Origin of the sequence: Streptomyces parvus (assembly GCF_032121415.1) — a bacterium.
GTDB classification, from domain to species: domain Bacteria; phylum Actinomycetota; class Actinomycetes; order Streptomycetales; family Streptomycetaceae; genus Streptomyces; species Streptomyces globisporus_A.
This window is the reverse complement of sequence record NZ_CP135079.1, coordinates 6,387,162-6,408,374: the sequence shown is the minus strand read 5'-3', so window position 1 is coordinate 6,408,374 and position 21,213 is coordinate 6,387,162. Positions and strand designations below refer to the sequence as shown.

At 68.4% G+C, this 21,213-nt stretch carries 15 protein-coding genes and 3 pseudogenes; 5 read left to right on the top strand and 13 right to left on the bottom strand.

Annotated elements, in window-relative coordinates:
- From RNL97_RS29725 to RNL97_RS29690, 9 genes are all read right to left on the bottom strand, one after another.
- Positions 1-1,131 carry a hypothetical protein gene (locus RNL97_RS29725; protein WP_151510156.1) on the bottom strand — a complete coding sequence of 377 codons (1,131 nt, stop codon included), beginning with the start codon at positions 1,129-1,131 and terminating at the stop codon, positions 1-3.
- A gap of 89 nt (positions 1,132-1,220) precedes the next feature.
- The gene (gene fxlM / locus RNL97_RS29720; protein ID WP_151510157.1) at positions 1,221-3,290 is read right to left on the bottom strand and encodes a methyltransferase, FxLD system; all 2,070 of its coding nucleotides are present in this window, start codon (positions 3,288-3,290) and stop codon (positions 1,221-1,223) included.
- Between the two features lie 21 nt (positions 3,291-3,311).
- Positions 3,312-4,577 carry a lanthionine synthetase C family protein gene (locus tag RNL97_RS29715; protein WP_151510158.1) on the bottom strand — a complete coding sequence of 422 codons (1,266 nt, stop codon included), beginning with the start codon at positions 4,575-4,577 and terminating at the stop codon, positions 3,312-3,314.
- Positions 4,574-7,603: a lantibiotic dehydratase gene (locus tag RNL97_RS29710; protein WP_151510192.1), complete on the bottom strand. Its 3,030-nt coding sequence runs from the start codon at positions 7,601-7,603 to the stop codon at positions 4,574-4,576. The genes RNL97_RS29715 and RNL97_RS29710 overlap by 4 nt, the downstream gene beginning before the upstream one ends.
- A 176-nt stretch (positions 7,604-7,779) precedes the next feature.
- The gene (locus RNL97_RS29705) at positions 7,780-7,959 is read right to left on the bottom strand and encodes an FxLD family lanthipeptide (protein WP_028444064.1); all 180 of its coding nucleotides are present in this window, start codon (positions 7,957-7,959) and stop codon (positions 7,780-7,782) included.
- Positions 7,960-8,147: 188 nt separating this feature from the next.
- A complete protein-coding gene (locus tag RNL97_RS29700) occupies positions 8,148-8,801 on the bottom strand; it encodes a hypothetical protein (protein WP_151510159.1) in 654 nt (217 codons plus the stop codon).
- A complete protein-coding gene (locus tag RNL97_RS29695) occupies positions 8,798-9,001 on the bottom strand; it encodes a DUF5999 family protein (protein ID WP_151510160.1) in 204 nt (67 codons plus the stop codon). Before RNL97_RS29695 ends, RNL97_RS29700 begins: the two co-directional genes overlap by 4 nt.
- A gap of 44 nt (positions 9,002-9,045) precedes the next feature.
- Entirely contained in the window at positions 9,046-9,246 is a 201-nt protein-coding gene (locus RNL97_RS33165) for a DUF6302 family protein (protein ID WP_225994812.1), read from the bottom strand.
- Positions 9,247-9,505: 259 nt separating this feature from the next.
- Positions 9,506-10,114: a hypothetical protein gene (locus RNL97_RS29690; protein WP_151510161.1), complete on the bottom strand. Its 609-nt coding sequence runs from the start codon at positions 10,112-10,114 to the stop codon at positions 9,506-9,508.
- A gap of 290 nt (positions 10,115-10,404) precedes the next feature.
- On the opposite strand from RNL97_RS29690, the pseudogene RNL97_RS33160 reads away from it, so the two are divergent.
- The 3 genes and pseudogenes from RNL97_RS33160 to RNL97_RS29680 form a co-directional block, all read left to right on the top strand.
- Positions 10,405-10,623 (top strand): annotated as a pseudogene (locus RNL97_RS33160) (helix-turn-helix domain-containing protein); the annotation flags it as partial.
- A 135-nt stretch (positions 10,624-10,758) separates the two neighbouring features.
- Positions 10,759-11,832 (top strand): DNA-binding protein, encoded by a 1,074-nt coding sequence (locus RNL97_RS29685; protein ID WP_313751414.1) that lies wholly within the window; start codon positions 10,759-10,761, stop codon positions 11,830-11,832.
- Positions 11,833-11,861: 29 nt separating this feature from the next.
- A pseudogene (locus RNL97_RS29680) lies at positions 11,862-13,051 on the top strand (dihydrofolate reductase family protein).
- Between the two features lie 45 nt (positions 13,052-13,096).
- On the opposite strand, the gene RNL97_RS29675 reads toward RNL97_RS29680, so the two are convergent.
- The 3 genes from RNL97_RS29675 to RNL97_RS29665 all read right to left on the bottom strand — a co-directional run bounded on the left by RNL97_RS29675 (position 13,097) and on the right by RNL97_RS29665 (position 18,009).
- On the bottom strand, positions 13,097-13,480 hold the full coding sequence (locus RNL97_RS29675; protein WP_192806641.1) for an integrase core domain-containing protein: 384 nt from the start codon (positions 13,478-13,480) through the stop codon (positions 13,097-13,099).
- Positions 13,481-13,937: 457 nt separating this feature from the next.
- Positions 13,938-14,891, bottom strand: a complete 954-nt coding sequence (locus tag RNL97_RS29670) for a DUF6615 family protein (RefSeq protein ID WP_313751413.1) — start codon at positions 14,889-14,891, stop codon at positions 13,938-13,940.
- A gap of 388 nt (positions 14,892-15,279) precedes the next feature.
- Positions 15,280-18,009 (bottom strand): hypothetical protein, encoded by a 2,730-nt coding sequence (locus tag RNL97_RS29665; protein ID WP_313751412.1) that lies wholly within the window; start codon positions 18,007-18,009, stop codon positions 15,280-15,282.
- Between the two features lie 367 nt (positions 18,010-18,376).
- Between RNL97_RS29665 and RNL97_RS29660 the strand changes: the two are divergent.
- Both RNL97_RS29660 and RNL97_RS29655 read left to right on the top strand, forming a co-directional pair.
- A pseudogene (locus RNL97_RS29660) lies at positions 18,377-18,622 on the top strand (helix-turn-helix domain-containing protein); the annotation flags it as partial.
- A 140-nt stretch (positions 18,623-18,762) separates the two neighbouring features.
- A complete protein-coding gene (locus tag RNL97_RS29655; protein WP_264158802.1) occupies positions 18,763-19,056 on the top strand; it encodes a transposase family protein in 294 nt (97 codons plus the stop codon).
- A 723-nt stretch (positions 19,057-19,779) separates the two neighbouring features.
- Here RNL97_RS29655 and RNL97_RS29650 read toward each other — a convergent pair.
- Complete coding sequence (locus RNL97_RS29650; protein WP_151510193.1) at positions 19,780-20,892, bottom strand: tyrosine-type recombinase/integrase; 1,113 nt, start codon at positions 20,890-20,892, stop codon at positions 19,780-19,782.
- Between the last annotated feature and the right edge of the window lie 321 nt (positions 20,893-21,213).

The following is a 21,213-nucleotide window of genomic DNA, read 5'->3' as shown; positions in this document are numbered from 1 at the left end:
TCAGCCCTGTGCGCCAGTCCCTTCCCGCTGAGGGTGGGAGCGCCCGACGCTGGCGCGGATCACCTCGTCGCTGCCCCGCAGCGCCTCTGTCATCCGTGCGACCCAGAGCTCGGGGAGGCTGCCCCTCCTCAGCGCGCATGCACGGACGAGCTGGTGGGCCGCCTCGACCTGGCGCGGCTCGGCGAGACTGGTGAACCGATGGTCGGCCAGGCACTCACGGGCGGCGTAGCCGTCGGTCGCCGCGGCGGCCCGGCGGTAGAGCTCTGCAGCCATCCGGTGCGCTGCGTCTTCCTGGTGCGGCTCCAGCAGGTCCAGGATCGTCAGGCCGAGGCGCGTGTCGAAGACGGTCATGCCCTGGTCGGGTTGGTGCTCGACGTAGTCCTCGACGAGCGTGTCGAGGAGGGGTACGGCCGGGCCGCGGAGGGCCTTTTTGCACATCACGTCGAGGCAGCCGGTGACGGCGTTCTCCCAGCGTTCTCCGGAAGTGGTCATGGTGACGAGCGCTGCGGCGTCGGTGGGGGTGTGGCTGAGCGCGGCCAGGACGGCGACCTGGCGGCCGTCCAGCATGCGCTGCCCGATGCCCCGGTGTTCGTTGATGTGGGCCAACGCCTCCGCCCAGCGGCCGGCCGTGGTCAGGGTGCGCGTGCCGTCGGCCAGGACTACCTTCCACAGCCAGGTGCGCACCACGTGGCGGTCGGTGTCGGTGAGGGTGAGGTCGGCCGGGACGTGGACCCCCTCGAACTGAGCGCTGGTGCCGTTGGTGACGGCGTCGAAGAGGTGCAGCAGACGGTGGCGCCCGTCGTCGGAGGCGCCCGCGCGGATCTGGAGGCGTGCGAGGTTCACCACGGGTTCGAGTGCGCGGATCGCGCTCATGCCAGGCAGGGGGACGGCGTGGAGGTAGGCGGCGGCGTGCTGGTGGCACATCTTCCGCGCGAGGTCGGGGAGCCCGAGGTCGGAGGCGATGAGGGCGGCCTGGTTGTAGACGGCCGAGGCGAGGCCCTGGTCAGCCTGTGCGGCTGCGGCGTCGGCGAGTTCGGCCAAGCCGTGCACGCGCAGAGGCAGGGGCAGGCACGCGGGTCGGAATCGGTAGATGAGCGGAAAGCGCTGGGCTATGGGCCCGTTCAGGTCCATGAGGTCCCCCGGGGTGAAGACGACGAGGAGCGGGGAAGGGCCGCATGGTGCCCGCCGGCCGGTCGGCGGGCACTACGCAGGCGGATCAGCTACTGCCAGGTGACGCGGACGCGGTTCAGCGGGGTGTCGAGGACGAAGACACCGGGCTGCTCGTCCGCGGGCGCATCGAGCGGCAGGATCTCGAAGGCGGCGTCCCGGCCGCGGTACTCGCGATCCCAGGTACGGACCGCGTCGGCGACCTTGGCGGCCAGCTCATCGCTCCCGGGGCCGTGGCCGATGACGCCGAACTCCCAGAGCTTGGCGCCCTCAGGGGTCTTCTGCTCCGAGGGACGCCGCGCGAGGTAGGTGACGGCGCCCTTCTCGACGGCGGCCGTGGCCGAGGGGTAGGGGTCATCGGTGAGCACCGTGCCCTTAACGGACTGGGGGAAGAGCATCCGGATCAGCCCGGATGGCAGGACGCAGGAGACGAACAGCTCCATCCACTCCGGGGACTCCCCCGCGCGGACCGTCATCCCAGTCCACTCATCGACGCGCGGCTGGTCAAGGACACCGGCAAGGGCGTCGGCGTCGAGCGCCAGGCCGGCCGGGGCCTGGAGGCGCACGGCGCCGTCCGTGCTGAGCGGGACGGCGCGGCGGTCGTCGTCGGCGATGCCCCGGCGCAGCGGCATGAAGGTGTTCATCTCCGAGCCGACCGACTTCCACCGGCCGTCGCGCTTCACGTAGATGATGGAGCGCGAGACGCTGCCCGTGAGTCGCTGCGGGGTGACGAGTCGGCCGCCCTCGGCGAGCTGGTCGAGCCAGGCGTGGGGGATGCCGTGCGCGCCGACGGTGGCGATGATCCGGTCGTACGGGGCGCCTTCGGCGTGACCGAGGGCGCCGTCGCGCGTCAGGGCCTCGACGTTGGTGGCTCCGGCGGCTGCGAAGTGGGCTCGGGCGCCTTCGACCAGGTCGTCATCGACGTCGATGGTGGTGACGTGTCCGCTCGGGCCGACGAGGTGGCCGATCAAGGCGGCGTTGTAGCCGGTGCCGGCGCCGAGCTCAAGGATGCGCTCGCCCGGCTGGGCTTCGAGCTGGTCCAGCATGAGGGCGACGACGGCCGGCTGGGAGGCGCAGGAGATCGAGGTGCCCTCGGGATCGTACTTCACGTTGACCGGGCTGTTGTTGTAGGCGTCGGCCAGCGAGGTTTCGGGGACGAACAGGTGCCGGGGCACGGTGCGCAGGGCGGCTTCGACCGCCGGGGTGCGGGCGTGGCCGTCGGCCTTGATCTGGTCGACCAAGGCGTTGCGGAGCTGTTCGGCGTTGGCCTCGGGGGCGGTGATTGTGTCGGTGTTCACCGTGCTGACGCTATGGGCCGCGGAGCCCGATCCGGGTGCTGACGCGGTGTTTTCACTCGAACCCATGACTGCCTCTCGTGCGATGTGAAACAGGGTGTGCTGGTCGGCGGACGGCAGACCGGCACGGTTGGCGTGAAAGATGGTGTGGTGTGCGATGACGGCGCGCAGTCCGCGGGTCAAGTCGCCCTGGGCGGCGAGGTAGGCGAGCGTGGTGCCGACACTCTCGAAGGCGGCGATCCAGTCGGCCTGGCCGTCCAGCGGCCCGTGCTCGCGGCACAGGCTGCGGGCCTCGGTGGTCATCAGGGTCCGCATCGCGGAGGTCAGGCGCGTGGACGCAGGCGTGCCGGTGCCGGGGCGCAGCGCGGAGACCCTCGCCCACACGTCGCCCTGCTCGAACCAGTCGAGGTTCGCGGCGCGCATCATGCTGCTCATCAGCAGGATGGCAGTCTCCCGTCGCCCCAGGTGCTCGTTGTAAACGGGGTAGGTGAGGAGGTGGCGGCTGTCCTCGTGGAAGAGGGCGTGCGCGGCCGTCATGGCGTCCGCCCCACCGAACGCCTCGGTCTCCGGCTCGTAGATCCCGGTCGTACAGGACTGCGCCGTGCCGTCAGCCACCCACTCGTTCAGCAGAGTCAGCACGGTCGGTGACGGCTGATCGGCGACGTATCGCAGGCGCCAGGGCTGCTTGTTCATGAACCACCAGCCGCTGAGCTGCCCGTCGGGCTCGGCGGCGAGCAGCACGGGGGCGAGGTGTTCGGTGACGGCGCGCCGTCCGGTGTCCCGGTCGGGGAAGGTGATGTTGTGCTGCTGCCAGCGGTCGGAGCGCATTGCGAAGTCCTTCGGTCGGATTCAGGCGGTGAGCAGGCAGGCGTCCCAGGAGGTGCGGGGCGGCTCCGCGCTGTCTGCGGTGGTCAATCCCAGCGCGGTTCCGGCGGCACCATCGAGGAGCCCGGCGCCCGCCGCGTCCTTCAGCAACAGGGCAGCGGCCTCGTCCGGGGCGGTGCCGGGCGGGACCAGCATGGTGAGAAGGGCGGGGATGATGGCGCGGAGCTGGCCGGCGGTGGCCCGGTCGGCGTCGGCGGCGGCACGCGCCGCGATGTGGACCAGACCGGCGAAGCCGTGGCACAGGCCGCTGTCCGTGGTGACGCGAAGCTGCACGCGGTCGCTCAGCGCGTCCAGCAGGGCGGCCTCGGCCTCGGCCTGGAGGTCGCTGTCGCCGAGGGCGAGCGCGGCGAGCTGCTGTGCGCGGGCAAGGCCCGCGGTGCCGTAGCACCAGCTCGGCCGCCGTGGTGCCGAGGCCGCGGGCCGGCCGCTGCGCAGTTCCTCGCGGGTGGTCCAGTACGGCCAGGCCGTGCCGCGCCCGGTGGGCGCCTTCCACTGCTCCAGCCAGGCCAGGATGGTGCGCATCGCCTGATGGTGGCCGGTGACGGTGGTGCCGCGGCGGGCGGCAAGCGCCAGCAGCGCGAGGACCGCGCCGACGCCGTGTGCCATGCCGTGGTTGGCGTGCCCACCGGGGAAGCGGTCGTCCGGCCTGCCGGACGGCCCGGTCGGTACCCACCAGCCCGGCAGGCGTTCGCCGTCGTGAGTGACCGGGTTGGTCAGGCGCACGCAGTAGTCGAGAACGGCCCGGGTCATCGGGCCCGCCGGGTCGCGGCGCAGCAGGTGGGCGCCGTACCCGGTCAGGCCCCGGATGGCGTCGAACTCGGCGAGCGCCGGAAGCTGCCCGGCCTCGATCCGGCGGTGCGCGGCGTCCAACCGCCGCCGGGCGTCTGCCGTCACCTGCCGGTCCAGCACATCGAGGCCGCGCCGGTAGGAGTCCGGAAGCTGGTCGGCTGCGCACGCCACGGCATGGGCGAGCGCCGGGGCGCCGTAGAAGGGGTGGCTGTCTGGGCCGCTGGTGACGGGCTCGCGGGCCGCGGCGGACAGCCAGTCATGGGCGCGCTGCCAGGGGGCAAGCCCGGCCGCGGCGCGCTCGATGTGCAGCAGAGCGATGCCGGTCGGGCCGTAGGCGAGGTGCTGCCGGTTGTCCTCGGCGGTGACCGCCGCCGGCGCCTGGTCGGGGCGGGCGAGCCGGTCGGCGATGGCGGCGGCCACCGCGGCTGCGGTGTGGGTCACGGTCGCCTCCTGGCGCGGGCGGTGAAGGCCAGGGCGGCGGCGCGGGCCAGGTACAGGCAGACCTCTTCCTCGGGGAAGTCCACCGCGACATGCCGCACGAAGTGGACGTGCAGCAGGGAGGTCAGTACGCCGTCCACGGCGATGCCGTCGGCGTGCGGGCCAGACAGGTGCGGCCCGTACGCGGCGAGCGCAGCGGTGCGCTCGGCCCAGGCGTCCACGATCGCGGCGCCGCCGGGCGCTGACCGCAGGGCCGCCCAGTCACCGCGCGGGTCTGCCAGCCGCACGGCGTCGGCGAACTGCGAGCGGGGTACCGGGTTCGGCGCGGTCGGCTCGATGTGGTCGATCAGCCAGCGCGCGCCGGCGTCCGGGCTGCCGAGGAGGGCGGAGGCGATGGCGAAGAAGTGCGCGGCCACGAGCGTGCGCTGCGCGGGCCGGACGGGCTGGGCGAGCTGCGCCACCGTGGCCAGGGAGTCCGCGCGGAACACGGCCTCGGCCGCGTCCCATGCCGGTCCGGAGCCCCACCGGCCCGTCTCACGGTAGGAGGTGGGGTAGCGCAGGTCCGCCAGCAGCCCAGCGGTCCGCAGCTCGTCGGCCCAGGCGCTGACCGTGTGGGTGGTGTCGGCGAAGTCCTCCGGGTCCGGCAGTGCGATCCGCAGGCGAAGGTGCTGCTGGGGGTCGCGGAATCGGACGTACCACCAGCGAGGAGAGCCGAGGCGCCGCATCAGGTCGGGCACGTGCCGAGTCAGCAGGGCGTCTTGACGCCGCGGGTCGCCGTACAGGGCTACGAGGAGCACCGAGGAGGTGGCCGGGGTCTGGATCTGGGCTGGGGAGAGCGTGCGGGCGGTGGTCGGCGTGGGCAGCGCAGGCCAGGCCGGAGGACGGACCGCTTTGAGGGGTACCGCGATCTCGTGGGCCCGGCCCCCGCTCCAGCCGTCCGCCCCAGGAGGAGCGGCTTCCGTCAGCAGCGCCGTACCGGCGCGGTCGAGGTGTTGGCGCAGCAGGCTCCGGTGGCCGGGCTCATCGAGGTCGAGCGGCAGTCGCCGGTCGTCCTGGACGAGGAGCACGTGCTGCGGCAGGCGGCGGCGCTCCCGCCAGCCGGACAGCGCCGCGTCCCAGTCCGCCCCCGGACGATGGCGGTTGGGGAGGTCACCGGCCTCCAGCCTCCAGCGGGCCGCGACCAGCACGATGCGGCCGTACCGCAGGCGGGGGAGGAACGGCATCGCTGCGGCGGCGCCCCAGTCGAACCTGGTGACCTGGGCGTTCTGCGCCCGGGACACCTCGGTGATCAGCCGCGCCAAGGGCGGGGTGTGCTCGGCAAGGTTCAGCGCATGCATGCCGACGGCCTCGACGCGCAGCCCGCGGTCCGGAGCCGCCAGGTACATCCGGCGGCCGTCGCACGCCAGCGCCAGATCCGCCGGCGAGAGCACTGTGGCGTCGGGGGCTCGGTGCTCTTGCAGGCTGATCACCAACGGCAGCACGCGCGGGGTTCGGGTGACGTGGGCGGTGTCGGGCAGCAGCGCGGGGAAGGAAAGCTGCGCCGCCACCGTGCCCTCGTCAGCCGTGGGTAGGTCAGCCAACTCCGCCCGCAGGCAATCGCGTTGTGTGGCCGGGAGGACGCTGAGGAAGCGTCCGGCGGTAACCCCGGCTCCGCGTGACACGCTGGTCAACTCCACGGTGAACCGCCCACGGCGGATTTCGGCGAGGGTGGCCGCGTGCAGCCGCACGCCCACCTCCAGGTGGCACGGTATCCGCGGCTCCTGCGGGCCTCGGTCCAGGGCGGCCACGGTCTCGTCGGTCAGCACGACCTCGTCGCGGCCGTCGAGCGCCGCGGCCTGGGCGAGGCGGAGCAGCACGTCGTCCCGCGGCGACAGGCGCCGGCGGCCTTCGCCGGTCGGCCTGCCCGGGTACCCGTCCGGGTAGCCGACGCCGCTGTCAGCGACAACTTCCATAAGCGGCACCATGGTGCCGACGCCGAACCGCTCGTAGAACCGCTGGTGGTACTCGTTCCACGGCTCGGTACCGTACGGGCGGGCGCAGAGACGGGTGAGGATCGTGGCGGCGCGCTCGACCTCGCGGGCGACCAGATCGGGGAGCACCACGGTGGCGTCCAGGCACAGGTCCAGGGCGAGCGGGTGACGCCGGAGGCCCGGCACCAGATCGCGCATCCGGGTCGCTACGGCGTCCCGGCCCTCTGTGGTGCCGCACTGCTCCAGCCCGGCGTGGACGGCGCGCAGCTCCCGGACGGCGGGTGCCAGGAGACGAATGTCCTCGGCACGGACCCCGTCGAGCTGGGTGACGAGGTGACCGAGCGCGTCGGTCTCGGTCGCCGGCGCGTGGAGGTTGGTGATCAGCACGCGCTGCCGCACCAGGCCCGCGAGGAGCCGCTTGACGCGCTCCGGGGCCACGGCCGGGAACTCGGCCATCAGCTTCTCGGCGAGTTCCCCGATCCGGATCGGCGCGTCAGCCGCGCGGAGGATATGCCGGACCGGCGCCGACAGCTCGACGGACGCCTCGACCGCTCGCCGCTGACCGGTCGGCCCGTCGTCCTGGTAGGGGACGACGAGACTGCCGTCGCGCTCGAAGGTGGTGCTGTTGACGACGACCGACAGGAGCGGCAGCAGCTCTCCGCTCCTTTCTAACTGCTCGATCAGCCTCCCCACCCACTCCGCACCGGCGCGGGCCACGACCACGTGGTTCTGGCCCCAGCGGGAGTGGGGCTCGGCGTCGAAGGTGGCCGTGGTGACTCCGGCGAACAGTCCGAACGGTGTGGGCCGGTGCAGCGCGCGCAGGAGGTAGCGCGCCACCGACACTCCAACGCGGCGGACTTCGCGGGTAGAAGGGGAGTGAGCACTCTCCAGGACCTCGACCTCGGCGGCGAGAACCGGGCTGGCATGGCGGAGGGCCTGTGCGATGCCCGGGTCGTGCCAGATGCTGCGAAGCCAGGCGAGGCGTCCGGTGGTGATCTCCTCCAACTCCTCGGCTCGGAAGGACCGGTCGTCGAAGTCGGGTAGGGGAAGCTGGGTCATCGACGGTCGAGCGGCTGCGCGCACCAGGGCGGTCGTGCCCGCCTTGAACGCTGGGGGTATAGCCACGTGACGTGTCCCTTCGTGCGTCTGGAGGGGCGGTCGGAGCCGACGCGCCGAGTAGCGCGACAGCACCGACCGCGGTTCATGACCTGATAACCGGGTTCAGACGGTCAGGGTCAGTCGGTGAAGGTGACGCAGGCACCGCAGGAGCTGCCGCACCCGTCGTCGGTCAGAACGGTCAGCCCGGCCGCATCGGACACCTCCAGGAGGGAGACGTTCAGGTCGAACCCGTCCGACTGGCCGCCGGCCGTCGGCTCCTGGACCTGGGTGGTGCTCTTGGTGACGATTCGCGTCATAACAACTCCAGGTGATTCGTTGGTGTGTAGGACAGGTGGTGCTTGCCAGCGCGCTGAGGACCGTGGCGTAGCGACGGGGCTGCGCCATGGGTTCAGGTTCTGGCCATCCCGGTCCGATGGTCGGGCCGGGAAGCTCTGGGGTGCCGCTCGACGGTCCGGTCCTTTGCCCAGGACCGTCGAGCAGCCGTCTATGCGGCGGGCACAAGATCGTCCAGGCTGACGACCTCGTAGTCCCGCAGTTCGCGTACAAGCTGAGAGGCGAGGAACCAGCCGATCTGGGGGTGGTTGTAGGGCAGGGGAGCGTCCGAGGCGGCGAGGGGCTGGATGCCGTCGGCGGTGTACTGGTACGGGGTGCCGATGACGCCGTAGAGCGGGAACCGCGTGGCCAGCAGGGCGACGTGTCCCTTACTCCTGAGCCGGGGGCACCGCCGGGCCGCCATCCGGGCGTGCTCCAGACACACCGGCGGCTGCGCGGTCTTCACCGGCCCGGTGTAGTCGTCGCCGTCGTCGGCCGTCTCTACGAAGAGGATGCCGTCGCTACGCTTCAGCGGGACCGTGCACACCTGGCAGCGCAGAAGCGCCATCGTGATGCGCTGGCGGAGCGGGTGCACCAGCCGCCACCTCGGGTTCCCGGTGGGCTGTCCCGCGAAGCCGAGTGACATGGAGTACCGGGCCCACAGCACGCCGCGGAGATCTCGGTCGGGCCCTGCCTCTTCCTTGTACCCGAGCCGCGGGCGCCGGTCAGGACCGGTGCGTACGTTCAGGTTGAGGAGGGAGTCCGCCTCTTCGCCTTCACGGGCGGTGATGTACGGAACGACCAAGTCGGCTGCGGTGATCGTCATGCCGCGCTTCCAACCGTGAGCGCGAGCGGCCGGTGGGGGGCGACGATACGGCCGTCGGGGAGGAGTTCTCCGGTGTCCTCGAAGACCAGCACTCCGTTGCACAGCAGGCTCCAGCCCTGCTCAGAGCGGTGCGCGACGGGTCGCGCGGCCTCCCTGTCGGGAGCCATGGCCGTGGGGCACGGCGGGTTGTGCGCGCACATGGTGCTCGTCCTCTCGGGTGGGAAGTTAGGCCCTCTTCGGCCAGCTACGGTGCCGTGGGGGAACACGGTTCGGGCACGGCCGAAGAGGGGGACTTGTGGCACCGCCCCATGAAGGCCGCTATGGCTGCTTCGCTGTAGCCGTAGAAGCGCCCCAGGGTGGTGGCAGTGCGGTCGCCCTCGATCGTGAGTGGTCTCTCTCCCCACTCGACAACGAAGCAGGGATCCGGGTGAGACGACCACTGCACGCGCAGGTCTCTTTAATCGCGGTCATGCCGCGCCCTGCGGGTCACCTGCAGGCACGATGCAAAGGTCGAGTCCCACCTCACGGAGCGGCAGGAAATGTGTTGCCTGGTCGGTGTATCCCTCGAACGTCAAAACGGTCCCCGATCAGGCAGTTTGGTAGACGGTGACGAGCACTGCGAACACGGTGACGACGAGGAGAACCTGAGCGCTGACCTGTCTCCAGCCCCAGCCCTTCGCATCCATCCACCGCAACGGTCGCCTTCAAGTCGGACCGGACAGTTCCTCGGGGATCACGAGGTGAATGAATGCCTGGTACCGCTCACCCAGCTCCTTGATCACAACGCGATACTCGTCGTCATCGGAGCTGATGTTGTGCCGGTCGAGGACGATCACGCCGTCCGCGAAGCCGCCTCGGATCAGTCGCTCGACCTCCCCCCAGCCAGGGCGCTTCCAGGGCGGCGTGTAGACGCCACAGCCGGCACCCGAGCCGGGGAGGCACGTCGAGGTCACGGGAACGGCTACGTCGTGAAACCTCGCTCGCATTGCGTAACCCCGCTGCTCAGCCTCGGTTTGGAGGGTGTTCCAGTCCTCATCCGGCCTGGCACTCCTGCTGAGCACCAAGCTGTACGCCAACACCCGGAGACGGCGATCACCGGAGCGGCGGTCGCGCCTTTCGGTCGCCTCGCGACGGAACTGCTGACGGAGCCGGACGAGCTCGCCCCTGCGCGCCGGACGCTCCAGCGGGGCGGGTTTGCGGTGCCACTCCTGGGTTCGAGCAGTGTCGGTGCCCGTTCGGTCCCGGGATCCCATCAGGCTGATCCGTGGACTGGAGACGGCGATCATGTCGCCCAGGCTTCTACGTGTCTTCATGGTCGCCTTCCCCTAGATCGCGCTCAGCCCGCGCAGGGCTCATCCGACGGTTGCGCAATGCGTTCGGTCCGACCGACCACTACGTTCGCCACTGACGTGAATCAGGTCCGTGCCAGGCGCCGTTCGGATACCGTGTGATCAGCTCGTACCGACGATGAAAGCGGTACGGAACCCCGGTGGGCAGGCCCTAGATGGAGCCTCACACGCTGGCTCCGCAGGCCCCATGGAGAGCCGCCCCTGTCGCTGACATCGACCGCGGGTGAACGAAAGTCCACGGTGGAGGAGGAAGCGTGGGGCAGCAGCCGAACGAGCTGACTCCGGACGCCGGCCCATGGCACCGCTGGGGTTACGAGCTACGCCAGTTCCGCGAGGCCCGTCAGCTGTCGCAGCAGGCTCTGGCTCGCCGGGCGTTGATCGACCGTTCACATCTCGGGCGCTTCGAGCGCGCTGAACGTCCCGTCCCGAAACATGCGGCCATCACTCTCGACGACATCCTCGATGCCGCCGGTGCATTGGTTCGTGGCTGGGACAGCGCGGAGCGCGAGGCCCCCCAGGATTGCTCTGTCCCGGTGTCCAGAGCCGGGACAGCGACTCATGGGGCCAGTACACGGGGCCATGGGGCCAGCGCCCCGGAGACCCTGGCCATGAACGCGGTCGTGCGGGCAGGCTCGCTTGGAGACGACACGGACACGGTCGTCGTCCCCGCCCGCATCCACGGAAGGATCCTCTTCGTGCCCGTGCCCCGCCGCGTTGTTCTCGCATCAGGGATCGCCGGCCTGGCTGCGACAGCCATGCCGGCCGCGACGCCGGCGGCTGCCACCGAACTCGCCGACATGGGGTCTCCCTTCGAGCACTTCGCGCAACTCCGCCGGGTCATGATCCAGACCGACAACCTCATCGGCCCCCGGCACGTGTTGCCCGCCCTGCAACAACACCTCGTATCCCTTGCCACGAGACGCCGAGCCGCTCGTGGCACCGACGCCATCGAGCTTCTCGCCCTGGAGACGCGATACGAAGAGCTGGCAGGCTGGTTCGCCCAGGACATCGGCGACGAGCGCACCGCCCACGGCCACACCGCGAAGGCACTGGACGCTTCCCACATCACCGGCGACACCGATCTCACCGCGTACATCCTCGGCCGTAAGGCACAGCTGGCTGTCGACACCGGTCATCCTGCCGACGCTCTCGGCCTCGCCGCAGCCGCCCGACGCACCGCCCGACCCGGGAGCCGCCTCGAAGTCATCGCCGTTCTGCACGAGGCCCACGCGCGTGCCGTACTCGGTGAAGGCAGCGAAGCCCACAGGGCATACGACACCGCGCTTGCTCTCCTCGGGCGCGCGGGCTCCGACGGTGTCTGGGGTTCCTGGCTCGATGCGGCGTACATCAGCACCGCCCGAGCTCGCTCCCTCGCCGCACTCGGCGAGTATGAGCAGGCCGCGGCAGGCTTTGACAGCGCCCTCGCAGTGCTCCCGTCCGCATATCGCCGGGACCGCGGTGTCTACCTAGCTCGCGCTGCACGTGCCCATGCGGGCACAGGCAATGTGACCCTCGCTGCCCGAATCGGTGGGCAGGCCGTCGGGATCGCCGCCGAGACCGGATCTGCCCGCATCTTCGGACAGCTCGACCGGCTCGACCAGGCACTGGCCCCCGTAACCGGCGAGGACGGCGTCGCCGAGTTCCGCGCCTCACTCGACCGCATCGTTCTGCATCCCGCCTGACTCACCCGCGCACACCGCCTGGAGATACCGTGCCCCGCCCGTACGTCCTGCTGTCCGCAGCTGTATCGATCGACGGCCACCTTGACACCCGCCCGGGCGAGGACCGACTCCTGCTCTCCAACAAGGAGGACTTCGAGCGCGTCGACTCCGTACGAGCCAGTGTCGACGCGATCCTTGTCGGCGCTGGCACACTCCGCGCCGACAACCCCCGCCTCCTCGTCAACTCGGCGGAACGCAGGGCGTCCCGGGTCGCCGCCGGTGAGCCGGAGTACCCGCTGAAGGTCACCATCACAGGAACGGGCAACCTTGATCCCGGCTGGAAGTTCTGGCACCACGGCGGAGACAAGCTCGTCCTGGCCGTGGGCCACGAGGCCACCGCGAAAGCTCGCGCCAACCTCGGTGACCTGGCTACCGTTCAGAGCGTCCCCGCCGAGGCCGTATGGCCGGCCGCGCTCGACATCCTCGGCGACGCGTACGCCGTCAAGCGGCTCATGGTCGAAGGTGGTGGCACCGTTCACACACAGCTCCTCGAAGCCGCTCTTGCCGACGAACTCCAACTCGTCATCGCCCCGCTCCTGGTCGGCCAGTTCGATGCGGTAAGGATGCTCGGCCCCGCGAGCTACCCCGGCGGCCCGGCCGCCCGCCTCCGGCTCCTGGAGACCCGCCAGATCGGTGACGTGGTACTCCTGAGGTACGCCCCCAAGGACACCTCGACGGAGCCCCGATGAGCACCACCTCTTCAGCCGGCGCCCCCGGCACCGGCCGCGAGCCCAACACTGCAGACCGGAACTGGCTCATCCTCGCCTGTGAGCTGGCCGCCCTCTGCCCACCTTCGGAAACCGCCTTCAGCGTGGGGGCGGTCGTCGTCGCGGCCGACGGGACCGAACTCGCCCGCGGCTACTCCCGTGAGAGCGACCCCCACGACCATGCCGAGGAAGGGGCCCTCGCCAAGCTCCCCGCCGAGGACGCCCGGCTCGCGACCGCCACGATCTACAGCTCCCTGGAGCCGTGCGCCAGGCGGGCATCCCGACCTCGCCCCTGCGCCCAGCTCATCCGCGACGTGGGCCTCCGCCGCGTCGTCACCGCCTGGAACGAGCCCGACACCTTCGTCGCCGGCGCCGATGGCGTCGAAACCCTTGAAGACGCTGGCGTCATAGTTCTTGCACTGCCTGAGTACGCAAACGCTGCCCAGGCGCCGAACCGGCACCTCCGCCTCTGATCCTCGGATTCAGGGAACTGAACCGTTCCGGGTTCGGTAGGAACTTCAGATTGTGGTTTTGACCTGCGGTTTCGTGGTTGTGAGGTAGTAGTTGGTTTCGTATTCGACGGGTGGGATGTGCCCGGCTTCGCCGTGTAGTCGGCGGTGGCAGTACCAGTCGATCCACTCGGCAGTGGCGAGTTCGACCTGGGAAAGCGTCTTCCATGGACGTCGGGGCTTGATCAGCTTGGTCTTGAACAGGCCGATCGTGCTCTCCACGAGGGCATTGTCGTAGGCGTCGCCGACCGAGCTGATCGAGGCCGCGATGCCGACGGCGTCCAGGTGCTCGGCGAGCCGGAAACTCGTGTATTGCGACCCGGCATCGGAATGATGTATCAACTCGCCCCGCTGGTAGGTCTTTTCTTCGCGGACACGTTGCCACAGGGCCATGTCCAGGGCGTCCGATGGATCTAGTGTCCGGTGATGCCGCCTCATGAGTAACGACCGACGCGATGCTCGTCGAGAGCGCGCGCTGACCCGACTTCGCACGCATGCAGGCGTCACGCTGAGCCGGCACGCCCTGTCCCGGGCGAAGAAGCTCGGTTTCGATGAGAGTGAAGTGCTGCGGTGCGGCATATCTCCCGAGCAGACCTACGGAGGCGACCCGAAATACCCAGGTGCCCGGCGAGTCCACCAGCGTCGAGATTGCGCCTGCGTCATCGACACGGCGACCCGAACGGTGGTGACAGTGCTGCTACGCAATACGGGCCTATGGCAACACGGAACCAATACCCGGTGGGACATGCCTCGTGCTTAATCAAGTTGAGCGCGGGTCATAGGGCGCTCCGCCTCTTTCCAATGCGGAAAAGTGCCCAGGGATCTGACTCGCACTCTGCCCGGGGCGCTGTCACGTCGTTTCCCGCCACCCCTGCCGCTCCAGTGCCCGTAGGTCGAACCGCTCCCGCAGGTCGGCCAACCCCTGTGGCACTTCATCCATGCGGGCACCGGGGAGCGCCGCGTGACCCGTGATGAGAGCGATCCGAGGGTCCGACTCGTCGGCGACCACCTCGTCGTCCGCCTCAAGCGCTTCTTCAATGCGACCAGGCAGGGACGGAGTCGAAGAGAGGACGTCGTTGCTGTGCAGCGCTCCCATGCCCATCAGCAGCGTCGAGGCGTATGACTCCTGATGATGCCCCGACCGCGCTGTCGGGCAGTGCACCAGGCACGACAGCGGCTTACTCTCGGCCAGTACGTCGCAGTAGCTGTTCTTACCCTTCACGACCAACTCGTCGATCTGCTGGGCGGGGGCGATCGTGATGCCGAGAAGGGGCTGCTGTTGACAGGGCGCAAGTCTCGTACACGGCCATGACTCAGCCCTTTTACCCTGCAGGCAGTTGTAGAAGGCGTACAACGGGACCGGCGGGACCTCACCGTTCCGGCCTTCCCGTCGCGCGGCCTCGACCAGCAACCGACTCTGCCAGATCCTGCCGTCTGATCCTCTCCGGACTTTGCGTTTGAGCTCCTCGTAGCGCTCACCAGGGTGGTAGAGGCGCTTGGCCTGAATCCAGAGACGCACCCACGATGAGTCGCTCCGCTGGATCCACCACTCCCAGTCGGCGCCGTTCGCTCGTTCCTCGTGCGGCTTAAATCTAACGACCCGCCAGAAACGCGGGTCCACATGCGCAAGCTCCGTCAGAAGCAGGTCGGTGAGGGTCGTCTCGTACGCCTCGAACCCAACGGCACGTGCTCTCGCCATGCGGCGGTGCGTGGCACGAGCCTGCTTGGCCAGAGCCTTCGCCAAGTGGCATGCCTCCGGCCGCCCAGCCATCAAGTTCTCGATCACGTGGTGGATGTGCTTCACGGACCCAATGCGGGATCCCGGTGGTGGAGGAATGGGGGGAAGTGGCGGCGACGTCAATGGATCTCCCTGTTGCGGCTCCGCCTTTGATCCCTGGGCGTTCGCTCGGCGCTGCGCTGACTGTGTGCCAACTACCTTACGGTCATGACCTGTTTCACATCGACGAGTTGACGAACGGGAGACCTCCAACTCCGGGGCACTCGGGTGCCGCGACACCAGCAATCGTCTTGAACTTCGCGTACCGACCCCCCTGCGCGAGCGCTCGTACGAGATCACCGACCGCCACCGCCTCAACCGCGGCGGAGACCGCCAGGCCAACCGCGCACTGCACACCGTCCACGGCGATTCGGCTGTGGCCCGCGCCGAGGAGAAAGTCTGCGTAGAGCTCGACTCACGGGTGGATTCCTCTACGGATTAGCCACCCCCGGGCCGATGCTGACCCTGCAAGCGCAGCGGCGCGATTCAGACGCTCGGATTCGTGGATATCGCCGTTGAAGAATCTCAGTTGGGCGAGCCCGTGCAGGGCGTGGCTATTTCCGGCCGCCGCTGCTGCGTGTGCGAGCTCCTCGGCGTGCTGATGGTGACCTCGTCCTTCCCAGTGCCATGACATCCACTCGAGTGCCTTCGGGTGCTTCGCAGCGGCGGCCGCACTGTAGAAACAGGTGGCAGTGGCGTGGTCACGGTGGTCTGATCTTTCGCGCGCGAAGGCCACCAGGGCATCAGTGTGGCCGTGACCGGCGATGCCTCGGCACAATCGTTGCGCATCGTCGGATGCTCCGGCGGTAACACGCAACTGAGCAAGCGCGAGGGCTGCGGACGGGCTTCCATACTCCGTGAGGGCTGTGTGCGCTAGACGCTCTGCCGCGATCCGATCGCCGCGGGCTTCGTGGTAGGCAGTGAGCCACCGCGCGGCGACTGGGTCTCCGGTGTCGGCGGCCCATGAGTAAATACGTGCGGCCGAGTGGCGCACGCCCAGCGTCAGCAAGTGGTGAGCCAGGCTGCGCTGACCGTTCCGGTTACCGCTCACCTCGTACGCCCGGCGAGCCAGGTGCTCAGCCTCCTTGTAGTGGCCGGCAAGTCCGAGAGCCGCTGAGAGCTCGCCAAGGAGTAACCCGTCGAGACAGTGCCCCTCAATGATCTGTTCCGCCCGCTCGAAGCGTCTGAGGTCAATGAGGCGACGAGTGAACCAGCGAAGCACGCTTACGTCGCCGCACTCCGCCGCCTTCAGATAGAGCTGTTCACAGCTCACCACTCCCAGGCGACGCGCGGCCTGTGCGAGTTCCCGCGTGTCCGTGTCTGTACGCGAGTGTGCCGCTGCTGCCGCCCACAGAGAGGGAGCGGGGTGTTCCCTCTCTCTAGTTGCCCGGCTCTTCTCATGGAGGAAGTCGGCAAGTTGATACAACGGGCTGTCGGTAGGTGGCTCGTAGGGACGAGGCCGATGGCGCATCAGCGGCCCAGGAAGCTGACGATGCGGTCGAAGGAGCTTGGCTAGGTGGGAGGCGAACCAGTCCTCGTCCAAGCTGTGCCATGTGGAGTCATCCACGTAGCCCTCACAGGCAACCCGCAAAAAGCTTTCAGACAGAAGGGGACCATGTCCACATCGGCGTGCGTCCATGGCAGCGTGGAGAATGGCACGTGCCGCCCCTTCGGACTGCTCGTAGCGTCGCCATAGATGTGGGGCTCCAGCAAGGAACTGAGCGATGCGTCCACTGGCAGCACGGGTTCGGGCCAGCGTCAGGCGCGGGTCGGAGTTGACTACAGCCTCAGCACGGGCCAACTCCGGTTCACTGAACGCGGCAGGCATCCGAACAGTGACCGCCAGGTCGGCAAGCTGACTCACCGCGCCCATCCCGGTGGCCAGGTGGTCATCGTCCTCGACGGAGCACTCCGTCAACTTTTCCCAGAAGCTCGGCCACATGGTGCCCAGGACCAGGACGGGCCCGCGCTGTTGGTTCGTCAACAGGTCCTGCAAGCTTGCTGAGACCTGTGCGGCGTAGTCCTTGACCAGCAAGTAGAGGTCTGCTTCATTCAGCCACAGCACGGTTCGTGGCTGCAGCACATCCTCCTGCAACGCATGCAGGAGTGCCGCTGGCCGATCCGGAGCCAGCGGATGCACAATCTTCCAGTCTGGGAGTTCAGCCCGCACTGCTTCCCAGCAGGATCGTGTCTTGCCTGTTGAGGAGCCACCAACCACCATCACCAGTCGGCTCCCGTCGACCGCCTCAGCTATCTCACGCCGCAGCTCCATATCAACGCTGGCCGGACGGGCGATGTAGGGAGGGAGTACCGCTAGCGCACCACGGGCTCCACCCATCTCCATGGCGGGATGCACCTCGAAGCGCAGGGCGTCAGTGGGCTCCAGTTCCCCGACCACGCGAACCTGGTGTGAGGCACCGGCCCGCTGCAACCCGGCCGGCGGTTCATTGCGCAACACGATGCCACGAGCCTGCAGTGCGGTCCGCAACATGGCAGCATCAATCACACCAGCCCGCGGCCCCCACTCCTGTGCCAGCGCCTCGATCATCCGGTACGCCACAGCGGCGTCATGTCTGGACTCGGCCGCAAGCACCCGGTCATTCAACAGAGCGCACAGGTAGGGATAGCGCGGACTGACTTGCTCGGTAGGCTCAATCTGTACGACGAGACGTCGAGCGATTCGGAAAGCGCTTAGCTCCACCAACCTCTGTTCGGGAGCAGCCTCACTTTCTGCAAGTACGTCACGGACGGTGTCCGCCAGGTGTTTCCATACCCGACGGTGCTCCTGGCCCAAGCCCGGCAGGATTCTCAGAAGGTCCTCCACTCCTTTCTGCGCAGCAGCGTACGCAGCCAAGCTCTGCAGCACCTCCAAGCCATGCGAGGGGCCGGATGCGGTCACACCTAGCCTGTGCCGGTCGGCATCCATTTCCCCGCCAAACGACTCCAGACTCTCCACGCACTGCCGGATCGTCTTCCGCCAGGGATCGCTGCTGCGAGCGATCTCCAACGTTCTTTTGACCTGCCGTTCCACGGCCAACTCGTAAGGGCCCTCACGGTTGAGAACCACCACGTCGTCCAGAGGGAACTCCCTGCCCTGCTGCAGGCAGACCGAGTCCGGCACCACGTCTAGCCCCGGAACGCTCACGCCGCACAGCAGAGCGGCCAGATCCAGGGCCGCGACTCGATACTCGTAGATCGTGCCAGCCCCACCCGTGCCAATCGAGGAAGCCCCTCTCCTCAACCTCTCACTCCCCTGTTAGATTCGCCGACCCGACTCCAAGGACGTTTATACCTACTGCGAACCCGGAGGCGCTGGGCCTCATCGGTTGCACCCCGAAGGTCAAGCCAAGGTAGTCGAAGTCAACACTGCGGCAGCAACGCCTAACGAGCTCGTGCACGGTAAGCGGTGAGACGTCGAGCTCTGGGTGGTTGATCATGGTCGGGTGGTGCGGAACGTGACTCGTGCAGTGATCGTCAGCAACCGTCGGATCACGGGGCTGTCTACCGATGTGATGCCCAAACTCGTCGCCGAGTTGGGCCTGTTGTGGCACGAGTGTCACGAAGCCAAGCTGGCTTCTCGGCCGCGAAGGCGTGCTGTGGGCGCCGGTGCGAAGCACCGGCTTGTGTTCGTCGACCGACTCCTGGCCGCCCTCGTCCATCTCCGTCACGGGGCCACTGACGACGTGCTGGCCTGCTGGTTCGGAGTCGACCGCTCCACCATCACCCGGGCCATCGGTGAGGTTCGGCCCCTGCTCGCCGAGCGGGGATGCGCGATCAGCCCCGGCGTCCGACTCCGGACGCTGGCCGAAGTCATCGACTACCTCGGCGCCAGTGGCCAGACCGGCATCATCGACGGCACCGAGATCCGGGTCCGGCGGCCGGACGTAAGGACCGCGACGTGTTCATCTCCGGCAAGAACAGGCAGAACGCCGTCAAGACCATGGTCCTCACAGACCAAAATGGGCAGGTGCTGTTCTGCAGCCCGACCGGGCCGGGCAGCTGCGCGGACATCACCCACTCCCTCCGGTTGGGCCTGGTCCAGCTCCTGGCCGACGGACCCGTGGTCCAATTCCTTGTCGATGCCGGCTACCAGGGCCTCGGCGCCCAGACCGGCGGACGCGTGGGCACCCCACCGCACCGCAAGTTCAAGAAGAACGCCCCGGACTGGTACGAGGAAAGGCACGAGCGATAGCGCAAGGCACACTCCTCACTGGGTCGAGCACGGCATCGCCCACCTGAAGGCCTGGGGAGGACTGGCCCACCACCTCGGCCGCCACGAGCACATCAGCGACACCGTCCAGGCCGTCGCCGGCCTACTGTCCCACCAGCAGACCGCGGACCTGGCCCCCGACGACAGAGGTGAGCATCAGTCCCACCGAAGCCCTCGACATCTCACCGCTTACCGTGCACGAGCTCGTTAGGAAGACGTGTCGGGCTGAGCAGAGCGGCCGCGCGCCAGCTCTTCGCCGATCGGACTGGCTGCGTTCGATCGCGGTGAAGCGGAGCACCTGATAGCGCAGATGGGCCGCAGCCTGCGGCTGGCCGGGCTCAGTCAGAGAGCGTGTGTGGGGGAAGACCCAGCCGCACGCCTCGTGGCCAATCGGGAAGGCGTGGAAGTTCTTCAGCCGGTGGGTTACCCGCTCCGCGGTCCAAGCCCTGGCGTTTCCCTCTCTCGTAGCGCGTTGGATCGAGGCGTGCTCCGTGAAGATCTGTCGGCCCGCCCCTCGTTCGTGTGCCGACTCACCGCCTCCAGTCCGTCGGTCAGGGGTCCACTCCCTGCCGGCCAAGATCCGGGCCATACACGGACCAGCCGGTTGCAGCTTGGCCGAATCGTAGCCGTTTCCGCTGGTCAGCAGCCATGCGAGGCGTGTACCACCAGCACTCGAAGAACCTGCTGTTCCCTCGAATCCAAAAATCAGGCTGCTTCCCAGAGGCCGGTGTCCAGGATCCGGGCGGCCTTAGTAATGCTGCCGGGCATCAGGTGCCGGTAGGTGCGGTACGTCTCCTCGATGGACTTGTGGCCCATCCATTCCGCGACGTCGGTGATCGGGATCCCGTTGCCGAGTGCGTTCGAGGCGAAGTAGTGCCGGAAGCCGTACATCCCCACCCCTTCCTCCGGCGGCAGGTCTGTGAAGAGCTTCCTCACCCGGCGCCGCTCCATGCCTTCGGTGAAGTAGCCGCCCGGACCGCGCAGCAGGTAGCCATCCTTCGTGGTGCCGTGCTTGGTCGCGTACCGCTCGATCGCCTCCCGCACCGACCCGGGCAACGGCACCTCGCGGAACTCCCCCGTCTTGCGGTGCTTCAGCTTCGCCGGCTTCAACGTGTTGGAATGGATCTGCTCGCGCACCCGGTACACGTCCTGCGCCACCACGTTGTTGACGTTCACCGCCCGCGCCTCACCGTTGCGCAAGCCGCATCCCGCCATCATGACGATCTCCAGCGCCAGGTCCTCATCGGCGACGGCCAGTGCTTTCGTCACGTAGGCGAGCGAGGGAATGGCAACCGTTCCCCGAACATACTCGGGCTCCTGGACCCCCTTCACCGGATCGTCCGCCATGGCCCCCTTGGCATACGCATCCCGCAGAACGGTCTTGAGAACCCGAAATATGTTCACCTGGTTTCCCCGACCGACTCCGTCGCCCTCCATCTCGTCCAGGAAGCGTTCGACCACGATCGGTGTGACCGAGTTCAGCTTCCGCGACCCCAGGCGCGGGACAATGTGCACGTTGATCGAACTGTCGACGTGCTCCCCCGTGGAGTAATCCGTCATCTTGCGCTGCCGGGGACGCCACTGCTTCGCGTACTCCCCGACCGTCAGCTGACCCAGTTCACGGCGGGCCGCCGCCACGGTCGGCGCCGTGGTCTTCTTCTCCGCGTACACCTGCGTCAGGCGTTCGATCGCGTCGTCCTGCGTTCCGTAACCGGACTCCTCGCGCTGCTTGCCCAGCGCGTCCCGGTAGCGGATCGAGTACGGGTGAGGGCAGCGGGTTGGCTTCGCGCAGCCGCAGTCCTTGAAGAAGGACCCCATACCACGGGCGAGCTGTCGGGCCATGTTTCGTGCACCATCCGTTCCGGCCCAAGAATCATGCTCAGGCGCCGCACTGCAGGTCGCAGGTCAGCAAGCGGGGACACGTCTGGGACGCATGCTGACCGTTTGCTGACCTGAGGGGGGCACATGATGCCCCTGACCTGCGGCAACGCCAAATAGTCAGATCTTGGACTTGAACAGAGTGCGCAGCACTTGGGACTCCTCGAAGACGGCTCCCTGCCTGCTTTATGCAGGTCAAGGGCGGTCTCGACTGTACACCGGAACGATGTTTGTGAAGAACATCGCTCCGATCAGTCGAGA

Excerpts from the sequence above, each read along its gene's own strand:
- RNL97_RS29705 (WP_028444064.1), bottom strand. The coding sequence starts at position 7,959 with ATGACGCGAATCGTCACCAAGAGCACCACCCAGGTCCAGGAGCCGACG.
- RNL97_RS29710 (WP_151510192.1), bottom strand. The coding sequence starts at position 7,603 with ATGACCCAGCTTCCCCTACCCGACTTCGACGACCGGTCCTTCCGAGCC.
- fxlM (WP_151510157.1), bottom strand. The coding sequence starts at position 3,290 with ATGCGCTCCGACCGCTGGCAGCAGCACAACATCACCTTCCCCGACCGG.
- RNL97_RS29690 (WP_151510161.1), bottom strand. The coding sequence starts at position 10,114 with ATGAAGACACGTAGAAGCCTGGGCGACATGATCGCCGTCTCCAGTCCA.
- RNL97_RS29695 (WP_151510160.1), bottom strand. The coding sequence starts at position 9,001 with ATGTGCGCGCACAACCCGCCGTGCCCCACGGCCATGGCTCCCGACAGG.
- RNL97_RS29725 (WP_151510156.1), bottom strand. The coding sequence starts at position 1,131 with ATGGACCTGAACGGGCCCATAGCCCAGCGCTTTCCGCTCATCTACCGA.
- RNL97_RS29700 (WP_151510159.1), bottom strand. The coding sequence starts at position 8,801 with ATGACGATCACCGCAGCCGACTTGGTCGTTCCGTACATCACCGCCCGT.
- RNL97_RS29685 (WP_313751414.1), top strand. The coding sequence starts at position 10,759 with ATGAACGCGGTCGTGCGGGCAGGCTCGCTTGGAGACGACACGGACACG.
- RNL97_RS29650 (WP_151510193.1), bottom strand. The coding sequence starts at position 20,892 with ATGGGGTCCTTCTTCAAGGACTGCGGCTGCGCGAAGCCAACCCGCTGC.
- RNL97_RS29675 (WP_192806641.1), bottom strand. The coding sequence starts at position 13,480 with ATGGCCCTGTGGCAACGTGTCCGCGAAGAAAAGACCTACCAGCGGGGC.